Origin of the sequence: Psychrobium sp. MM17-31, from assembly GCF_022347785.1 — a bacterium.
Lineage (GTDB): Bacteria > Pseudomonadota > Gammaproteobacteria > Enterobacterales > Psychrobiaceae > Psychrobium.
Genome location: NZ_JAKRGA010000008.1, coordinates 1 through 19,632, shown reverse-complemented (window position 1 = coordinate 19,632; position 19,632 = coordinate 1). Strand labels below are relative to the sequence as shown.

At 42.5% G+C, this 19,632-nt stretch carries 16 protein-coding genes and 1 rRNA gene; 9 read left to right on the top strand and 8 right to left on the bottom strand.

What is annotated here, in order from left to right:
• Positions 1-79: 79 nt before the first annotated feature.
• The 3 genes from MHM98_RS18050 to MHM98_RS18040 form a co-directional block, all read right to left on the bottom strand.
• Entirely contained in the window at positions 80-4,519 is a 4,440-nt protein-coding gene (locus MHM98_RS18050; RefSeq protein ID WP_239440798.1) for an EAL domain-containing protein, read from the bottom strand.
• A gap of 231 nt (positions 4,520-4,750) precedes the next feature.
• Entirely contained in the window at positions 4,751-5,410 is a 660-nt protein-coding gene (locus MHM98_RS18045; RefSeq protein ID WP_239440797.1) for an OmpA family protein, read from the bottom strand.
• 103 nt (positions 5,411-5,513) lie between these two features.
• Entirely contained in the window at positions 5,514-6,332 is an 819-nt protein-coding gene (locus MHM98_RS18040) for an MOSC N-terminal beta barrel domain-containing protein (RefSeq protein ID WP_239440796.1), read from the bottom strand.
• A 93-nt stretch (positions 6,333-6,425) separates the two neighbouring features.
• On the opposite strand from MHM98_RS18040, the gene MHM98_RS18035 reads away from it, so the two are divergent.
• Positions 6,426-9,131, top strand: coding sequence for a bifunctional acetate--CoA ligase family protein/GNAT family N-acetyltransferase (locus MHM98_RS18035; protein ID WP_239440795.1), 2,706 nt, complete (start codon positions 6,426-6,428; stop codon positions 9,129-9,131).
• Positions 9,132-9,308: 177 nt separating this feature from the next.
• Positions 9,309-9,500, top strand: a complete 192-nt coding sequence (locus MHM98_RS18030) for a (2Fe-2S)-binding protein (RefSeq protein WP_239440794.1) — start codon at positions 9,309-9,311, stop codon at positions 9,498-9,500.
• Positions 9,501-9,512: 12 nt separating this feature from the next.
• Here MHM98_RS18030 and MHM98_RS18025 read toward each other — a convergent pair whose 3' ends face one another.
• Positions 9,513-10,436 (bottom strand): histone deacetylase family protein, encoded by a 924-nt coding sequence (locus MHM98_RS18025; RefSeq protein WP_239440793.1) that lies wholly within the window; start codon positions 10,434-10,436, stop codon positions 9,513-9,515.
• 142 nt (positions 10,437-10,578) lie between these two features.
• Positions 10,579-10,875, bottom strand: coding sequence for a PilZ domain-containing protein (locus MHM98_RS18020; RefSeq protein WP_239440792.1), 297 nt, complete (start codon positions 10,873-10,875; stop codon positions 10,579-10,581).
• Between the two features lie 84 nt (positions 10,876-10,959).
• Here MHM98_RS18020 and arfB point away from each other — a divergent pair, with 84 nt between their 5' ends.
• Positions 10,960-11,373, top strand: coding sequence for an alternative ribosome rescue aminoacyl-tRNA hydrolase ArfB (arfB, locus tag MHM98_RS18015; RefSeq protein WP_239440791.1), 414 nt, complete (start codon positions 10,960-10,962; stop codon positions 11,371-11,373).
• Positions 11,374-11,379: 6 nt separating this feature from the next.
• Here arfB and MHM98_RS18010 read toward each other — a convergent pair whose 3' ends face one another.
• Positions 11,380-11,631, bottom strand: a complete 252-nt coding sequence (locus MHM98_RS18010; protein ID WP_239440790.1) for a hypothetical protein — start codon at positions 11,629-11,631, stop codon at positions 11,380-11,382.
• A gap of 83 nt (positions 11,632-11,714) precedes the next feature.
• On the bottom strand, positions 11,715-12,530 hold the full coding sequence (locus MHM98_RS18005) for a hypothetical protein (RefSeq protein WP_239440789.1): 816 nt from the start codon (positions 12,528-12,530) through the stop codon (positions 11,715-11,717).
• Between the two features lie 319 nt (positions 12,531-12,849).
• Between MHM98_RS18005 and MHM98_RS18000 the strand changes: the two genes are divergently transcribed.
• The 6 genes from MHM98_RS18000 (at position 12,850) to MHM98_RS17975 (ending at position 19,126) form a co-directional block, all read left to right on the top strand.
• Positions 12,850-14,286, top strand: coding sequence for a HAMP domain-containing sensor histidine kinase (locus MHM98_RS18000; protein ID WP_239440788.1), 1,437 nt, complete (start codon positions 12,850-12,852; stop codon positions 14,284-14,286).
• A complete protein-coding gene (locus MHM98_RS17995; protein WP_239440787.1) occupies positions 14,283-15,614 on the top strand; it encodes a sigma-54 dependent transcriptional regulator in 1,332 nt (443 codons plus the stop codon). The genes MHM98_RS18000 and MHM98_RS17995 overlap by 4 nt, the downstream gene beginning before the upstream one ends.
• A 136-nt stretch (positions 15,615-15,750) precedes the next feature.
• Entirely contained in the window at positions 15,751-16,377 is a 627-nt protein-coding gene (upp, locus tag MHM98_RS17990; protein WP_239440786.1) for a uracil phosphoribosyltransferase, read from the top strand.
• 11 nt (positions 16,378-16,388) lie between these two features.
• The gene (locus MHM98_RS17985) at positions 16,389-17,627 is read left to right on the top strand and encodes a uracil-xanthine permease family protein (protein ID WP_239440785.1); all 1,239 of its coding nucleotides are present in this window, start codon (positions 16,389-16,391) and stop codon (positions 17,625-17,627) included.
• A gap of 240 nt (positions 17,628-17,867) precedes the next feature.
• Positions 17,868-18,548, top strand: a complete 681-nt coding sequence (gene rhlP, locus MHM98_RS17980; protein WP_239440784.1) for a rhombotarget lipoprotein — start codon at positions 17,868-17,870, stop codon at positions 18,546-18,548.
• A 416-nt stretch (positions 18,549-18,964) separates the two neighbouring features.
• Positions 18,965-19,126: a hypothetical protein gene (locus tag MHM98_RS17975; protein ID WP_239440783.1), complete on the top strand. Its 162-nt coding sequence runs from the start codon at positions 18,965-18,967 to the stop codon at positions 19,124-19,126.
• A 384-nt stretch (positions 19,127-19,510) separates the two neighbouring features.
• Here the strand turns inward: MHM98_RS17975 and rrf are convergent.
• Positions 19,511-19,626 (bottom strand): 5S ribosomal RNA (gene rrf / locus MHM98_RS17970).
• Positions 19,627-19,632: the final 6 nt, after the last annotated feature.

Genomic DNA, 19,632 nt, shown 5'->3' with positions numbered 1-19,632 from the left:
AGTTAAGTTAGTTAAATGTCAATTTTTTGTAATTACATTTAACTACTTGCCAGTAGCGTGCCAGAATGTAGTATTAACTCTAAATTGAACTCAAATACTTACTGCCCACTTGTTGCTTTAACAAATACGACGTGAAATCTTGCTCAGATAGTGGGCGGCTGTAATAGTACCCTTGAATCGTTTCACAATTTAATTGCTTAAGAGCGGCAATTTGATCGCCTTCTTCAACCCCTTCAGCAACAACAGATACGTCCATGTTATGGGCTATTGAAATAATAGATGCCACCATATGACGATCACTTCGCTCACTACTTAGATCATCAATAAAGGCCTTATCAATTTTTAATGTGTGAATTGGGAAACGACGTAAGTAACTCAATGAAGAATAGCCTGTACCAAAATCATCAAGCGCTAAATGAATGCCTTTATCTACCAGCTTTTGCATAGTGGTGATCGCCAGCTCGGGATCTTCAATAACAGTACCTTCGGTAATTTCAAGCTCGAGGTTAGCTAAAGGCAGCTGGGTGCACTCCAATATGTGGTCAATTCGTTGTAACAGATCCTCTTGGGAGAACTGCTTAGCAGCGAGATTTACTGCTACCCTGCCATTAAAGAGGCCACTCTTACGCCATTGCTGCGTGGCATAGCATGCTTTATCTAAAACTTTTTCACCAATGGCTATGACAAGACCAGTATCCTCGGCAATAGGAATAAACTCTGATGGGCTTATCATGCCTAGCTCAGGGTGTACTAAACGCACTAGCGCCTCCATCCCCATGATTGTTTCGGTTTCTAAGTCAATCTTCGGCTGATAATAAACTTCGAACCAATCATTCTTGAGTGCCTGCCGTATCATGCCTTCTATTTGCAGGCGTCTAACCGCAGATTCATTCATTGAGGAGTTAAACAATTGATAGCTAAAGCCCGATTCAGATTTAGCGTGATACATTGCCGTATCAGCACTTTGCAACATGCTTTCAGTGGTCTCGCCATCATTTGGATAAATGGCGACACCAATACTGCAGTTCATTACCAAACTTTCACCGTTTAACTCAAATGGGTTTTGCATGACCCCTTCGATATCATAAAGTACCTGGGTAATCATGCTGATATCGTTGATATCTTCAAGCAACAACGCAAACTCATCGCCACCTAATCGACACAGTAAATGCTGACAATTAATCTGTGTATCGATGCGCTCGCTGATCATACACAACAATTTATCGCCTTCATCATGCCCCATCGAATCATTGATCTTCTTAAAGTTATCGACGTCCATCGTCAATAAAGCATGCGGCTCTTTGCGACGAATCAGATTGCGATGAGCATATTGAAAATACGAACGATTTGGCAATTGTGTTAGCGGATCGATGTTGGATAGGTCACGCAATTCTTGCTCAGTTTGTTTACGTTGCGTGATGTCAGAAAAAGCTGCCACATAATGACTAATTTCATTGTCATTATCACGCATCGGATTGAGGTGTAATTCAATTGAATAAATCTCACCATTAGGCTTGGTTGCTTTTGCTTCACCATTCCACGCCAAGCCTTTTGTTAGCTGCGCTTTAATTACAGCTGCAATACCGCCGTGATAAGTAGCAAAGATACGCTGATTATTCAGTACTTGTTGCGGAGTTAACCCTGTAATTTGCTCAAAGGCATCGTTAACGTCGACAATATTGAAGTCCAAATCCATTACATAAATGGCGTCGGAAATCGTCGACATAACGTTTGCCTGCATATTGAGGCGTGCTTCTGCATTTTTTAGAAGGTTGATATCGCGAATATTTCCCGACATACGCAGTGGCTTGCCATCTTGCGATCGCTCAACGACCTTAGCACGGTCAACAATCCACACCCACGCATCTTCATTGTGACGCTTGATTCGATAGCTTGCCTCGAAAAATTCCGATTCATCTGCCAAGTGTGCAGCAAGGCGAGCAGACACTTTCTCACGATCTTTAGGGTGAATTTTAGCGAGATCTTTCTCAGCCAAACCAGGGTAGTCAAACTGTTGCCAGTGCTCACTGTGATAAACGTGGTTGTTAACAATATCCCAGTCCCACATTAAATCACCACTCCCCCACAGTGATAACTCAAGTCGCTTCGCTGCATGCTGGATTTCTCTGGCAGCGCGTTTACGTTGATTAATGATATTTAACACTGTCATCACCAATGCCACGCACAATAATCCATAAAGCGCTAAAGCTATTGGCGACAACCAAAATGGAGGTAGAACAATCACTTTAAGGCTATTCGTTGCCAGCACTTCATTTGTGCTTGCATCAAGCGCTCTTACGACAAATTGATAAGTTCCAGATTCGAGACTGGTATAGGTAGAAGTTCGGCTCTTTTTACCCTTGAGCCAAGCGTCATCGATGTCGATAAGTTTATATTGGTATTTTACTTTTTGCGGCTGTGGGTAATTGATTAGATTATAAGTAATCTCAAAAGGATAATCAGAATATTCAAGGGTAACTTTATCTGTTGTTAGAATAGAGCGTTGTAGCTTGACATTACCTTCAACTTCTTCGCCGATTTCTACGGGGTTATTAAACACCGTAAAATCGGTAAACAATAATTGAGCACCAGCAATTTCTTCATCACTTCGTTTATTTGTATCGAAGTAACTGACACCTTTTGAGCCGCCAAATAAAACAACATCTGAAGTCGTTTTCAAGGCGCTATTATCGTTAAAATCTACGCCACCTATGCCGTCTGAAACATCGTATTGATAAACAGCCAATTGCTTATTAAGTTTAAGCACGCCTTTATCTGTCGACATCCATACATTGCCATTGGCTCCCATAAAGGCGGAATATATCGTTCTATTAAGCAGCTTCTCATAAGAATAATGTGCCACGACCTTACTTAAACCGTAATCAAACTTATACACACCACTATCACCAGTGCTAACTATTACCTCATTTCCACCTTCAGACACATAGCTGATCCGTTTGCCTGACAATTCAACGACTTCTCGTGACAAGCCGCTATTTAAGTCAAACACGTAAAAGCCATTCAATGTCCCGACATACAGCCTGCTGCCTACTCTCTTTAACGTTGTAATATATGGCAAGACATCTTTGCCAAATGACATGCTTTCCACAGCGGCAGAGTTGCCTTCGCCTGTGACATCGATTCTAAATAATCCTTTTCCCCAAGACGAAGCATAAACATAAGTAACATCACTCGCTAGATAGGCAACTTCTATATCCAACAACTGCTCTTGCTTTTGTAACGCATCTTTATCATTCAGCGTATAACGAAAAAGCCCTTCGTTAGAGCCAATAAATAAAGAATTATTTGTATAGGAAAGCGATTTAATACCATCAATACCTGATTCATAGAATTTGGCAGTATTGGCTTTGAAATCAAAACGTGAAAGTAGTGATGCATTACTAGCAACCCATACGTTTGATAGCTCATCTTCCACAATGGACCAAACAACGTCGTCACTCAACATATCTTGAGCTAAAGAAAGGTGACTAAAAAGCTGATTTTTCTTTAAATAATGTCCCAAGCCACTTTGTAAAGTACCAAACCACAAATTCTCATTACGGTCACTGATGATAGAAAAAATTTGATTTGATTGGGCATATATTCCATTAACGGTTAAACGACTATTAACCTCGTTAAATTGATACAAGCCTTGTTCTGATGAAACCCACAAACTATTATCTTTGTCCAAAACGCCTCTCATCAGCTTATTCGCTGAATCTTGTGGTGCTTCGTAAAGCTTTGTGAGCCGCTCGTGCTTATACTGATAGATGTCGCGATCGCGAATAATCAAGATTCGTCCACTGGTTGGGATAAACTGATTAATTCGACTGTCCGTCAGCATAACACCCGTCGGATTGTCTTCAGACAGCTTGTGTAAATTGTTAAGCAAAGGGTCAACGATATAATTTTCACCACGATCGGTAGATAACCAAACAAAGCCTTTTTCATCTTGGAAAATAGTACGGACTTCTTTCAATGGGAATGGCTTTTCTTGTAATTTAAAATTAAGTTTTTCAAACGACTTATTTACCAAATCAAATAAATACAGCGTATCACTAGCGCCAATCCAATAGCGGTTTTGACTGTCTTCGAAAATACTCCAGATATGTTCGTCAGCCAGCCCGCGCTCAAAGAATGATTCAAACTTTTCCAAGTCAGGTTGATACAAATTCAAACCTGTTTCAGTACCAACCCATAATTGCTGCTTCGAGTCGATATACAGCGAGGTAATAAATGCGCCGGATAATCCACTGTTAGCAGGGGTAAAATGCTTGAAGTTTTCGCCGTCGAATCTAAACACTCCCGTCGGTGTACCCAGCCAAATAAAGCCTAATTTATCTTCAACAATATAAATAACAGTAACTTGGTCAAGCCCTTGCGCTTTGGTGTAGTAATTAAATTTCGTTGTTAATTTAATTTGCCTTTCGTCTGAAATGGACTGAGCAGCTGAAAAGAATGAAAGAAAAGTAGAGAGAAGAATCGCAAAGCAAATAAAATGTCGAAGAATTGGATACATAAAGTAACAGCCCAAAGTCAAAGCTCGCCGCTTAGTAAAATAGTTTTATTTTCTTATCAAAAATAATCCTTTATAGATAGAAAATACAAGTTAACAAAACAAATTAATAATTGCTATTAAAAGCCAGTTCAATTGGCAAGTTTGTTAATATACTAGGGGAAGATGGGAATGAGAAGAGTTTAAATAGCGTTTAAAATTAAACGCTATTTAATTAGGCTGATTTAATCGTTATTACTGTGGATTAGCGACAATATCCAGCTCTACACGACGGTTCGCTTGACGACCTTGCGCTGTTTCATTAGATGCGATTGGCATCGATGAACCAAAACCGCGACTCATTAAACGGCCCGCATTAATTCCACGCTGTTGAAGATATCCCGCAACAGACTGAGCGCGGTTAGCCGATAACGTTTGGTTAAATGAGGCATTGCCTGTGCTATCGGCGTGACCAGCTACCATCAAGCGTGTGTCTTTGAACTTAGCTAATACGCGGGCAACACCGTCTAACGTATTGTAAAAGTTCGGGCTAATGTCATATTTACCTGTCTTAAAAGTAATATTGCCCGGCATAATTAAGCGAATCTTATCGCCATCTCGCTGAACTTGAACACCTGTGCCTTGCATTTCTTTGCGAATTTCAGCTTCTTGTGAGTCCATGTAGGCACCGATACCGGCACCAATAGCACCACAACCCAAACCAGCGTTACGAGCGTGTTTACTATTCTTTTTCGAACCAATCAATGCACAAACAACAGCAGCGCCCAGTCCATAAGTTGTTGCTTTGTTGGTACGGCTTTCACCTGTATATGGGTCAACAGTCTGACAAGCACCTAAAGTTAATGTGGCAGATGCAACGATTACCGCCGTGAGTTTTTTAGTCATTGATTTCATAAATAATTCCAATTTAAGGGAGAGCTTCGCGATGCATTATAGCTTAATTAGCTTTGCTGAATGCAGCCTAAATACGTTACTTTTCAATTCTTTTCATTAGATGTCATTTAGCACCATATTTTATAGGTTCATGAGTAGACAATACCTCAATTTCATCGCCTACTTTAATCATTCCCGAGTTAACAGCAATTAGATTTTCACCGAACATTAAGCGGCCTTTAGGATCTGCACGAAACTGTTTCAGGGTTGCTAGCGGCTCTCTATTTTTTCTAAATGAGTAATCATCAAAATTCACCGTTGTCATCACACAGCGCTCACACGGCTTTACAAATTTAAACTCCACTTCACCGATTCGGACCCGCTGCCATGTATCCTCAACGAAGCCCATCTCGCCGTCGAAAACCAAATTTGTCCTAAATTGATCCATAATAGAGTCTTCAGTCGCTCGCTGATTCAATTCGTTTAACGAGCCTTGGCCAATGATTAGCAAAGGATAACCATCTGAAAAAGCAATTTCCTGCTTCGAGTCAGCAACATAGCGAGCAGATTCATCGCAAACAGATACCAAACGCACATCACTATTCAACTGCTTACTAAACCACGCATTAACAGACTCATCAGCGCAAGCTGCTTTCATATCATGACGCCAGATATTCACGTCAACAGATTGCTTAAACTGAGCACGAGCAATCGATAACTGCTCACCACTCGGCCCCACTACTACCCATCCTTTATCATCTAATAAAACTTGAAATGCTAATAAGTGTGGCCACTTTCGCGCCGTCACGAACTTGCCATTTTTATCCACCAGCATCAGTTGGCGATCGAGTGCCAACCCCGTTTCGCCAACAAAGGCATGCGAAAGTTGAATACCGCCCAAGGATTTAATCGGGTAGACATTGATTTGCGTCAGCGTTGCCATAGAATATTCCATTACAATGAGTTTGATGCTGCCGACTATAACAATTGAGCCGCGCACAAAACAGCAAAAAGACAAGTTAGGACGACAATATTTATGAATCCAATTAATCGGTTTTTCAATCCCAAATCTATCGCCGTAATAGGTGCGTCTAACTCACCACAGCGCGCAGGTAATCTCATCATGCGCAATTTGCTGCAGGGAAGTTTTGCTGGACCAATCATGCCGGTAAATGCCAAACATCAATCAATATGTGGCGTATTAGCTTATAAGAAAATAGCCGATTTACCGCAAATCCCTGATCTAGCCATCATTGCCATTAATGCCAAATACACGCCGCAAGTGATGACAGAATTAGGTGAGCTAGGATGCCAACAAGTCATTTTGCTCGCTGCTGGTATCGATCAATTACCAGTTGTTGATGAAAGCAGTGGTAATGATCAGGTTAAAGAGATCGCTAGAAAATACGGTATTCGTATCCTTGGTGGCAGTAGTCTAGGCATGCAAATTCCCCATTTAGGTCTCAATGCCAGCTTTGCCCACCAGCAAGCACAGCCGGGGAAAGTAGCCTTCATCTCTCAATCGTCATCAGTCGCAACCACGGTCCTTGATTGGGCAAACCATAAGAATATGGGCTTTTCTTACTTTGTCTCTGTTGGCGAAACCATCGATCTTAACTTTAACGAAATCCTCGATTTTTTAAGTCGCGACCCTAAAACACAAGCTATCTTGCTTTATATCGATGGGATTAACGATCATCGCCACTTTATGTCGGCGGCAAGAACTGCAGCCCGCGCCAAACCGATTATCGTTATAAAATCAGGCTCAACCGATGAAGGCGCAATTGGCGTTTCCCATCACACCGGCGTTATGGCGGGTTGTGATGCAGTTTACGATGCTGCATTTAGACGTGCAGGTATGCTTAGAGTAAATCACCTACGAGAGCTCTTTGCCGCCTTTGAAACCCTCGCCCACACCAAACCTTTGACAGGCGAACGTCTTGCCATTGTAACCAACGGCGGAGCACCGGGCATTATGGCGGTAGATACATTAATATCTCGTGGCGGAAAATTAGCTACGCTTGAAGATGAAATTATCCAGCGCCTGTCAGCGCTCTTGCCAAATCACTGGTCGAAAGCAAACCCCGTCGATATCGCCGGCGACGCAAGCCCAGAGCGATTCGCTAAAACACTTTCTATCTTGCTAGACTCGCAAGAAATCGACACCTTGTTAGTTATCCATTCGCCATCGGCAGTAGCAAGTGGCGAAGAATTCGCACAAGCCATTATTAAAAGCATTAACCAGCACACTCGTGGCCGGCAAATAAATATTCTCACCAACTGGATGGGAGAAAGCTCGGCTCACCAAGCACGTAAAATCATCCGCAAAGCAGGAATTCCTAGCTTTAGAACGCCTGATGGGGCTGTTGGCGCCTTTATGCACATGGTTGAATACCGTCGCAATCAGCGATTGCTACAAGAGACACCAAAATCAATTTCTCGCCATTATCAAACCGCACCAGAAGAAGCACGAGCAATTGCTCAATCTCTACTAGCCGATGGTTTTAACAGTATCGATTTACATAAAGCGGCACCGCTGTTATCGCTTTACGGCTTACCAACATTAGACACTTATCATGTAGCTAGCAGTGAACAAGCTGTAGCTATCGCCAATGAATTAGGCTATCCGGTGGCACTAAAACTTAGCGCTCCCGCACTCACTCATAAAGTATCCATTGACGGCGTAAAGCTTAATTTGATGAATGAAGAAGCAGTGCGAATTAACGCACAGGCAATGCTGGACAATCAAACCAATCATCACGGCATCGAAGTTGACGGTCTCAACATTCAAAAAATGGCCAATACAGCAGGTACCCAAGAGTTGCGTTTTGCGATGCATAACGACGCTATCTTTGGCCCAGTCTTATACATTGGTGAAGGAGGCTCAAGTTGGGATCTGACCCGAGATGCGGCAGTCGCATTGCTCCCTCTTAATACGGCGCTCGCTCGTTACCTCATCATAGGTGCAATAAAGAGCGGGAAAATCAAGGCCCATCGCGCGTTAACCGATCTCGATATTAATGCACTATCAGTCACTATTACTCAGCTGTCTTATTTGATTATAGATTGCCCAGAGATTGCGTCACTAGATATTAATCCACTGCTGATCCAAGGTGACCAAGCAACGATCTTGGATGTAAATATCCAGCTTCAGCACTGTGAAGGCGATGGCGCAGAGCGCTTAGCGATTCGTCCTTACCCGCGAGAGTTAGAGCAACTTATCACGTTAAAAGACGGCCGCGAAGTCATGCTACGTCCCATCAAAGCTGAAGATGAACAAAGTCACTTTGAGTTTAACGACAGCCTCAGTAAAGAAGATAGATACAAGCGTTTCTTTGGCGAAGTGGGACAACTGAGCCATGAACAAATGGCTAAAATGACTCAAATCGATTTCGACCGTGAAATGGCCTTCATTGCTTCTTATCGCGATGAAAATGAGAAGTTTCATACCTTGGGGGTCGTGAGAGCGATTACCGATCCGGAAAACCTAGAAACAGAGTTTGCCGTTGTAATACGTGGTGATATTCAAGGCCAAGGATTAGGAAAGACCTTAATGCTCAAAATGATCGATTACTGCAAACAACGCGGTACTAAAATCATGAGTGGCCTCACCCTGCCACAAAATGCGGGAATGATTAATCTCAGTCGTAAACTGGGCTTCAAGGTTAAATTTGATATGGAAGAAGGCTGGGTCGAAATGCGCCTCGACTTGCAAGCTTATCAATCAAGCAGCGGCAAATAACCTCCTCATCTATGTGGGTGGCAAGTTTTTTGGTCGCCCACATGTAGCTAAACTATTGATTGTCAAACACTGAATAAATAACAACGTTTACAGCCTCACAAAACATTCAACCAAGCATTTAAATAATAATTAATATCATTTATACTTCATTGCAAGTTTTCAATGAGAATAGTTATTATGTTTGTTTGTGTATGCAAAGGTATTACAGATAAAGACATCCGTCAGGCTGTCGATCAAGGCGATCAAAGCATAAAAGCTATTAAAGAGAAATTTGGCGTCGCTAGTCAATGCGGTGGATGTGCAACGCTTGCCAAAGAGATCATCGACGATCAACTCATTGCTAATGCACAGTTTTATCAGGTCGCTTAAGAAAATAACGATCTACAATCTCGCCAACGCTTTAATGTGCGCGATGGCGCTTCTACCTAAGACCCCCTGCTCATATCCCCCCTCAAGCATTGAGATAATTCCCAGACAATTATCACGCTGCGCATAATCAGAAAGCTGTTGAGTAACCCAAGCATAATCAGGATCATCAAGATTGATATGTCCCATGTCGTCATTGCGATGAGAATCAAAGCCAGCAGAGATAAAAATTAATTGTGGCTCAAATTTCTCGATTGCAGGCATCCAATGCTCTGACACTAGTTGCTTAAATTCTTTTGAACCCTCGCCTGCCGCCATTGGTGATTTAATGTGATTCTGATGCTGAGGCTCAGGATCACTAAAGGGATAAAACGGATGTTGAAACAACGAACAAAACAACACATCGTCACTGTCTTTAAAAATGTCTTCAGTGCCATCGCCGTGATGAACATCAAAATCAATGATAGCGACACGGCTTACTTCGTCTAACGACAGCGCATGAGATGCGGCAATGGCAATATTATTGTAAAAGCAAAAGCCGCTAGCTTTATCGCGATAAGCGTGGTGCCCCGGTGGCCTTACATTACAAAACACCGCTTGATGACTACCTTGCATCACTAAGTCAACAGCTTGTACACCAGAGCCTGCCGCGCGATTTGCAGCCTTAAGTGTATTAGCACACATTTGTGTATCACCATCAATATTCACCAGCCCTTCATGAGGAATACGCTCATATAAACTGCGAATATAAGACACGCCGTGCACGCGCAACAAATCGGCATTGAGCACATCGTTAGCATCAAAATGATCAATACTATATTCCAAGCCACTAGCAATTAAACGATCAGAAATATCGTCAATACGCCCCGGCTGTTCAGGATGTAAAACATCCATTTTGTGACGCCGGCAATCAGGATGAGAAATAATGGCAGTGGTCATTTTCAAAGTCTTTTTATTTGTCGTGATGACCGCATAGTAACAAAAATTAACCACTAACAAACTGGACTTAAGTTCAATAATCTTCAGGCATTAAAAAAGGCTTGATAAAAATCAAGCCTTTCAACGGATACGAGAAATTGAACTAAGCGCTAATTTGCATTTTACAGGCGACTTCAAATTCGCCGTTTGCCGCTTCAGTGCATCGCAGCACCTGAGCATTTGCCATTAGTGGTGGAATGCTACCACCACCCGAGTTCACCTCAATAAACAATTCCGCATCTTGTGGCAGAGGTTCATTGGTTGCAAAAGAAACGCCTTGGGCGCTCAAGTTGTGAACCGTGCCATACATTAAATCACTTGAACCATCCATTTTAAATCTAACGCCACAATCGACATCCATTCGTGTGAAACTTCGGTTATCATCTACGGTAGTAATCATAACGTTTCCCCTAAAACATTAGTTGACTATTTAAGCTTAGTTTAAATTTAAAACAAGTGACGGAAAATTTCGCCGAAGAAAACCATGTTAAAAATATCTAATTCGCTAACTATTCCAGCTAACGAAATTGAAATGCAGTTTATCCGAGCTCAAGGTGCTGGCGGACAACATGTGAATAAAACCTCGACTGCGGTGCATCTGTTTTTTGATATAAAAAGCAGCCAATCGTTGTCTGCCCGTTTAAAAACAAAACTACTCAATACATCCGACCATCGAATTAGCAAATCAGGAAAAATAATCATCAAAAGTCAAAGCTCTCGCAGTCAAGACTTTAATCGAGATGAAGCGTTGAATCAGCTAAAAGCCATTATATTAGACGCGAACAAGGTGCAAAAGAAACGTATTGCCACCAAGGCAACTTACTCCTCTAAACTCAAACGTCTTGATAAGAAAAGCCAGCGAGGCCAGCTTAAAAAAATGCGGAGTAAAAACTTTTAACTCGTGTTATTTGAAAAAAACCTTGCCGCCGATCATTTTGTAGGCCGCCACGCCGCGAATTAGCGTTTCTCTAGCAAAGACTTGCTGGCAATTAGGGCACTGACAAGGCGTTTGAGTATAATCTTGGGAGATCCGCTCAACAAAGCATTTAACTAATGCCCCTTTGCCGCCTTTGCGGTATTTATAAAGTTGTGCTTTACAGGATTGGCAAAAGATATCGACGGTTTTTGTCGGTCCTTTTTTATTTGGCTTGGCCATTTGTCACTCTCAATAAAAAACCTCGGCTATAATAGCCGAGGCGTTCAATAATAGAAACTAAGAGAGAGATAGTGAGAGCTTAACTATCTTTTGCTATCAAGCATTTGTTGTAGCTTATCCAGCTCTTCTGGTGAAAACTCACCGTGTTTGATCAATTTAAGAATGGCATCAACATGACCTTTCATCATGGTATTTCCTTCGCCTAAAACAAAGGTTTGCACCATTTTCTTACCTTTTTCACCATTGATAACAATTTCACCATCGCTGCCATCAATGACAAATACGCGTTTATCTTCATCGTCTAATTCTTCGATATTAACGGTGATCGACTCGCCGTGCTCATTTAAACGTTCGCGAATCACAAAAGCGTGTTCTTCATCCATTAGTTCATTAAGAATTTCAAGCTCTTTGAGTCCTTTTACATGTTCAAGCTTTTTAACGCTTTCAAGCTTATCTAATTCCAACATTTTAATGCGTAATTCTTTGCCGTGCAGTTCAGACAGTCTTTCAACCTCTTCAAGTTCAGCTTGAGTTAGCAACTTGTCCTGCTTAAGCTCATCTAGACTCTTCTGCACATTGGCTAGCGCCTGTTTAACCTTAGCCATGGTCCTTTCGTCTAGATTCTCTAGTTTTGCTGTTACCTTACTAATGTTTTTGATCTCTTCAGGCGACAACTCGAAAAAGTGTTCTTGATCATTACTATTAACAAAAACACGCACTGGTTTACCGGCTTTTGCCTTGACTTCAATACGACGTTCAATCGCTTTTTTAGCCGCTTTTGCTTCCTGTACTTCTTTTTCTACAGTTACAAACTCAGCTTCGTCTGCGTATAAAGGACCGTGGATGACAAAAAGTGAAGCCACTAAACTATTAATAATTGATTTTGAAAAAACTGACATATCATATTCTCCGTTTATCGTTGTGTCTGGGTTTACAACGATAAATACAAACAGCGTACCAATTAAAAATTAATCAATAAAAACAACGCATTAAATAAAACACTTAATTAATTCACTTAAATATTACATAGAATATTTCCTCATATCGGGATATCTTATCCTGATATGGGGAATTAAGTTTATATCAAATGATAATTACCATTAGGACACTTTACCTAATCGACTGATTTATAAAACTTAAAATACCTCACGTGAGCTGGCCTAACTATTGAATAGTAAAGTCATATTACCCACGTTCACTTATGAGCCAAGGAACAACATGTCTTTAAAGCGTTACATATTCTTACTCATTGCTTTTATCATTCTAATATTGACGGCAGTTCAACTGAGCTTTGTTTCTTATATACAGGACCAAGTTAATCAAGAGATCCAGCAAACCTCTAAAGCGCTTTCGGCGCAAATTATCGAGTTTGCCCAAGAGAGCTTTGAGCAAGCGCCATTGGATAATAAAACAGCCGAAAAACTAATGGCCAACGCCTCAATTAATCAGTTCTACAATATCAGGTTGCTCCAACCCGAGAAGAAAATTATCAAAATCAATCAGCATTACTCGTTAGAAGTGGATAATGGCAAGCCTGCCATAGAGCTTATCCCGCATTTCGATAATGCAGTGGCAACTCAAGATTTAAAAATGCTGCTTAACGCCATCGATATTGTGCAAAACGACGATCACGAAAGTTTCTCCCTCATCAAGCAAACCAAAGACAGCCTAGAGCAAAAAACCTTTGAGTTTCAAGAGCAAAATGAAGCCACCAACAACTACTTCAACAACCTGTTTCTACTTACCTTCGCCATGGCGAGTTTCGGCTTGATCGCCGCCTACTTTATCGCGAAACACATTAGCGATCCTCTAAAGCAGTTAAAGTACGGATTTAATCAACTAGAACAAGGGGATTTTGAAGTTACTGTACAAGAACAAGGCATCGCTGAAACCCGCAAAATCCTGACCCAATTTAATGCCATGACTCAGCGTTTAGCCGAACTAGATGAACAATCAAAACACTATGCAGCGGCTCAACACATGTCAGATATTGGAGAAATGACCCGTGGCTTAGCACATGCGCTGCGCAACCCTATTAACACTATAGGGCTCTCATTAGAACAGATGGCACAATCAGATTTGACTGATGAACAACGCCAAACAATCGCAATTGGCGCGCGGGAGAAGATCATTGCGATGGATAACACGATCAAGTCACTGCTCACCCTAGCTGCAGATGACTCACTCACCCCCACTCAGTTTAACCTCTATCACGTGATGCAGGATATTGTGCTGGAAACCGCAGCAACGAGCCGCCATATTGTCAAAATCAACGGCGATAAAGATTTGATGTTTAACGGCCACGAAAGCGAAGTTCGCTCGATAATTCATACGATTGTGGTCAATGCTATTGAAGCATCCCCGGCAGAACAACCAATTACTATCTCTGCTAAGAGAGATGACGCCGCCATTTGTATAACGATACAAGACAGCGGCAGCGGTATTGCACCGCAAATTCAAGAACAGCTATTCAAACCCCACATCACTACTAAAGCTGAAGGTGCGGGTATGGGACTCTACATCGCTAAACGCTTATGCCAACTCCATTATCAAGGTGATATAACACTAGAAAATGCCGAACCAAATGGCGCAATAGCCCGCATCACACTTGAGCCTATTACAGTTAACGAAAAGAATGAAGAAAATACCCCATGATCAATTTACTCATTGTTGAAGACGACGAACAACAGCGCAATATCATCGAAACCATTGTTGATAATGGCAACTTTCAAGTCACTAGTAGTGCGAGTGTTGAAGAGGCGATACTGATCTTAAAATCACAGCCTATCGATGTTATTTTCAGTGATTGGAAACTCGGTAACCTCAGCGGAATTGACCTACTCAACTTCATTCGTAAAAACTATCCGCATATTGGTTTTTCTATCGCAACGGCTTACGGCACTATCGCTCATGCAGTAGAGGCAATGGAAGCAGGTGCTGATGACTACCTTGCTAAGCCATTTCAACGCCAAGCCTTGTTACTATCGGTAGATAAAGCCGTTAAGGCAATGCAACTACGCAGTGAAAACAGCCAACTCAACGAGGCACTGGTCGAGCAGAACAATCTAGCCGGGATCATTGGTAATGCGCCATGTATGGCAAAAGTCTATGAGCGCCTCAAACGCGTGTCACATACCAACGCAACTGTCCTAATTAATGGCGAGAGCGGCACGGGTAAAGAGCTCGCTGCCCGTGCGCTACACGAGCTGTCCAACCGCAGTGGTAAATTCATTGCTATTAATTGTGGCGCCATTCCAGAATCGCTTGCAGAAGCCGAATTATTTGGCGCTATCAAAGGTGCTTATACCGGCGCCGATAGTGACAAGGAAGGAAAAATCCAAGCTGCCGACAAAGGGACGCTTTTTCTCGATGAGATAGGCGAGCTACCGCTAACATTGCAAGCGAAACTCTTACGCTTTTTGCAAGAAGGTACCGTTGTGCCTGTCGGTAGCCATAGCGAATCTAAACCCGATGTGCGTGTGGTTGTCGCAACGCATCGCAATTTAATGGAGATGGCGGAGCAAGGCGAATTTAGAGAAGACCTTTATTATCGCCTCAACGTGGTGCCGTTAGTGATGCCGCCACTTCGCGAACGCCGCGAAGATATTCCCAAGCTTATTAATCACTTTCTCGATAAGTTTGCCAAGCAATATCACAGTCCATTACCCGAGTTAGATAAGAATGTATTAAAACAATTGCTCGATTTTCACTGGCCGGGCAACGTGCGTGAGCTTAGCAACCGTGTTGAAAGATACATTTTACTCGACGATGTTAACGAGCTAATCAATGGCATGAACCAATCAAGTGTCGAGCAACACTCATTTACCCTACCGAGCAGTGGAATCAACTGGGAGGAGTTTGAAAAACAGTGTCTACAGGACGCTTTGCGTCAGAACAATGGCAACAAAACCAAAGCCGCTAAATTTCTGCAATTGGGTTACAAGGCCTTTTTATATCGTCTCGAAAAACACAGCATTGGTTAATAAGTACGCAAAAGAAGACTTTAGTGATCTAATTCACGTTATTACTTGATCCAACACAACGTGCTCCCTAAAATATGCGCTAAATTGCCCACGCCCTGTGGGCTTGTCCACTTCCCTTCTCATACTGGAGTCAAAAATGAACACTATCGAAGTAAATCATCCACTTATCAAACACAAACTGGGTTTAATGAGAAAGGGAAAAATCAGCACTAAGCACTTTCGTGAACTAGCCTCAGAAGTCGGCACCCTACTAACCTACGAAGCCACCAAAAACCTTGAACTAGAAACTACGACAATCGACAGCTGGAATGGTCCAATTGAAGTAGAACAAATCAAAGGCAAAAAGATCACCGTAGTACCAATTCTACGTGCAGGCCTTGGCATGATGGATGGCGTATTAGAGCTTATTCCTAGCGCCAGAATTTCAGTAGTTGGCATGTACCGCAACGAAGAAACGTTCGAGCCAGTATTTTATTTCGAAAAACTAGCTGCTCAAATCGATGAGCGTTTAGCACTAGTGATTGATCCTATGCTGGCAACAGGTGGCTCAATGGTAGAAACCATTAACCTACTAAAAGAGCGCGGCTGTACCAACATCAAAGCCTTGGTATTAGTGGCCGCTCCAGAAGGTATCAAAGCGATGAACGAAGCGCATCCAGATGTTGAGCTTTACACTGCATCTGTCGACGACTGCCTAAACGATGCCGGCTACATCTTACCGGGATTAGGCGATGCAGGTGACAAAATCTTCGGCACTAAATAAAGAGGCCTGAGATGACTACTAACCAATCAAAAGCATCACTTGCCAAAGAAATGCTCACTGGTACACAAATGTTATTTGTTGCCTTTGGCGCCTTGGTGTTGATGCCGCTATTAACCGGACTGGATCCCAATGTGGCCCTTTGTACTGCTGGTATAGGTACTTTGCTATTCCAACTTGTAACTAAGGGACAAGTACCTGTATTTCTAGCATCGTCATTTGCCTTTATCGCACCGATTATGTACGGCACTCAAACGTGGGGAATTCCTGCGACTATGGGTGCATTAATGGTGGTTGGCGTTGTGTACGCCTTATTTAGTGGCATTATTAAAGTCCGTGGCACTGACTTTATTCAAAAATACCTACCGCCAATAGTAACTGGCCCAATTATTATGGTAATCGGCCTATCGCTTGCGCCTGTTGCAGTAAATATGGCCCTAGGCAAAACTGGTGACGCCAGCGCGCAACTCGTTGATACCCAAATAGCGCTGATGATTTCTCTACCAGCACTAATCGCAACCTTAATCGTATCTGCCTTTAGCAAAGGTTTTATGCGCCTTGTACCTATCTTAGCGGGTATTGTTGTCGGTTACGGCATTTCGCTATATCACGGCATTATCGACTTCTCACCAGTCGCCGCAGCGCCATGGTTTGCAATGCCAAACTTCACTGCGCCGGAGTTCAACTGGCAAGCCATTGTTTACATGCTGCCAATTGCGATCGCGCCAGCCATCGAGCACATCGGTGACGTGCTAGCGATTAGCAATGCTACTGGTAAAGACTACATCAAAAAACCAGGGCTCCACCGTACGTTATTAGGCGATGGCGTAGCAACGACTACAGCATCAATGCTTGGCGGTCCACCAAATACGACCTACTCAGAAGTTACTGGCGCGGTAATGCTTACTAAAGCATTTAATCCACGTATTATGACATGGGCAGCCATTGCGGCTATCTTAATGGCCTTTGTTGGCAAGCTAGGCACATTATTGCAAACGATCCCGCCAGTGGTAATGGGTGGCATCATGATGCTGTTATTTGGTCTTATTGCCAGCGTTGGTCTCGGTAGTTTAATCAAGGCGAAAGTTGACTTTGAACAGCCGCGAAACTTCATCATTTTCGCCATTGTATTAGTATTTGGCATTGGTGGCATGGCACTGAACTTTGGTGGCTACAATATCCAAGGCATCAGCCTGTGTGCCTTAGTCGCTATTCTACTTAACTTAGTTTTGCCAAAAGAAATTAAAAACTAGTCTTAAGTTCATCAAGCCATATAAACACGCCAATCAAAAGCCAGCACTTCGCTGGCTTTTTTCTATTTAAAAACCCACAAAATAATACGCCGAGTATCGCCACCTACGCCTTTTAACAGGTCGCTTGCCGAGATGATTTGGCTCAGCCACCATTCAGCCACTTTAATTACAGAGAGCAAAGCGATGAACCTTTTAAAACCCCTTATAATTGTCATGTTCCTAGCTACAACTAGCGGCTGTATGTCCACCACAAAACACATTAACAGTAGCGTCGTTGATTACCTGTATAGCGACGAAAAAGTAACTAACCAATCACTTAAGCAAACCTACCTAAAACTACCTCTCAAAGTCGGTATTGCCTTCGCGCCAACGAATGTCTCAGCCACTCGCTCACCTATTACCAAGCCGGAGAAAATAAAGCTGCTGGAACAAATCGCCGATAACTTTCGAGACTACGAATTTGTCGATAAATTAGAAGTCATTCCGGCAGCATATTTGCGCACTAAGGGAGGCTTCGACAATCTAGAACAGATAAGTAAAATGTACGACATCGATGTAATAGCCTTAGTATCTTACGACCAAGTGCAATTTACCGACGAAGGCGCGCTATCGATGACCTATTTAACCATAGTCGGCGCTTACATTTTCTCGGGCGAAAAGAACGATACCAGCACTTTACTAGACACCACCATCTACGACATCAACAGCCGTAAACTCCTATTTCGAGCCCCAGGCTCAAGTAATGTCAAAGGCAGCTCAACACCTATAAATTTAAGCGAAGCATTACGAGAAGACAGCCTCAAAGGCTTTGAACTTGCGACTCAGGATATGATCGAGAATTTACAGCTGGCATTAGCAAAATTTCGAAACAGTATAAAAAACACAAATAGTGATACTAAGCTATTGCAATCAAGCCGTTAAATTGACTTAATGAAGCTTCCTAAACTAATTAAGGACTATGATGTTTAAGAAGCTCTTTATCCTCACACTACTATCAGCGAGCCATTACTCTTATTCTTATAATCTTTCCACTACTGAGATAGAGACAAAGCTTGAAACAAACATTCTTCAGCTATTATCTAATTTCCAAATGAGTGAAATTTCTTATACGCCCAGAAGAGATATTACCCAAATACTTTCTCAGCAAATCAATTCAGGATGCGGCACTCACCTCTTGCAAGCTGAGTCTACGGAGTTTCAACTGAAAGGAGCCTACACCTTTCATTTCGTCACAACTAGAGAATATTGGACTCCACTATACGATAACTATCAAAAGCTTAATCACTGGCAAGTCACATCAGTAACTGAATAAAAAATAAATTTAGTTTTAACGTAATTTGGCAACGAACTGCTCTCTTGATGCACAGTCCGTCGAACAAGGTTCGACGCAACAAGCATCAAGCATCAAGCATCAAGCATCAAGCATCAAGGGCGATGTTAGTCCGTTGCACGCAGTGCATCGCAACAAACATAAGCAGTGTTTGGGAAGCCCTGCGTAGCAGCGGATGAACGTCGGGAGTAGGAACTGCGCGGTAGCTCTTTAGAGTAAAATCCCCGCCCATACGATGATTTCAAATGTATCTAGATAATTAACTCACACGCAGAAACGAAAAAAGCCCCCGCACTCAATACGGGGGCTTTTCTCTAAATAGGTGTTTGGCCATGTCCTACTCAGGTAAGCCGAGACCGTTAGTCCAGCGGACTGACGCAGCTCGGTTTACCAAGTTGGGGAAGCCCCACACTGTGTTGTAGTATTTGCGAAAGAACCTTAAGTATATTGCACTCGCTCCGCGAGCGACGATCGCTGTCTCGGCGCTAAGTCATTTCACCGATTAGAAGCAAAAAAGCCGCTACATTTCTGCAGCGGCTTTCTCTAAGTAGGTGACTGGCAATGTCCTACTCTCACATGGGGAAGCCCCACACTACCATCGGCGCTAAATCGTTTCACTACTGAGTTCGGAATGGGATCAGGTGGGACCAATTTGCTATGGTTACCAGTCTAATA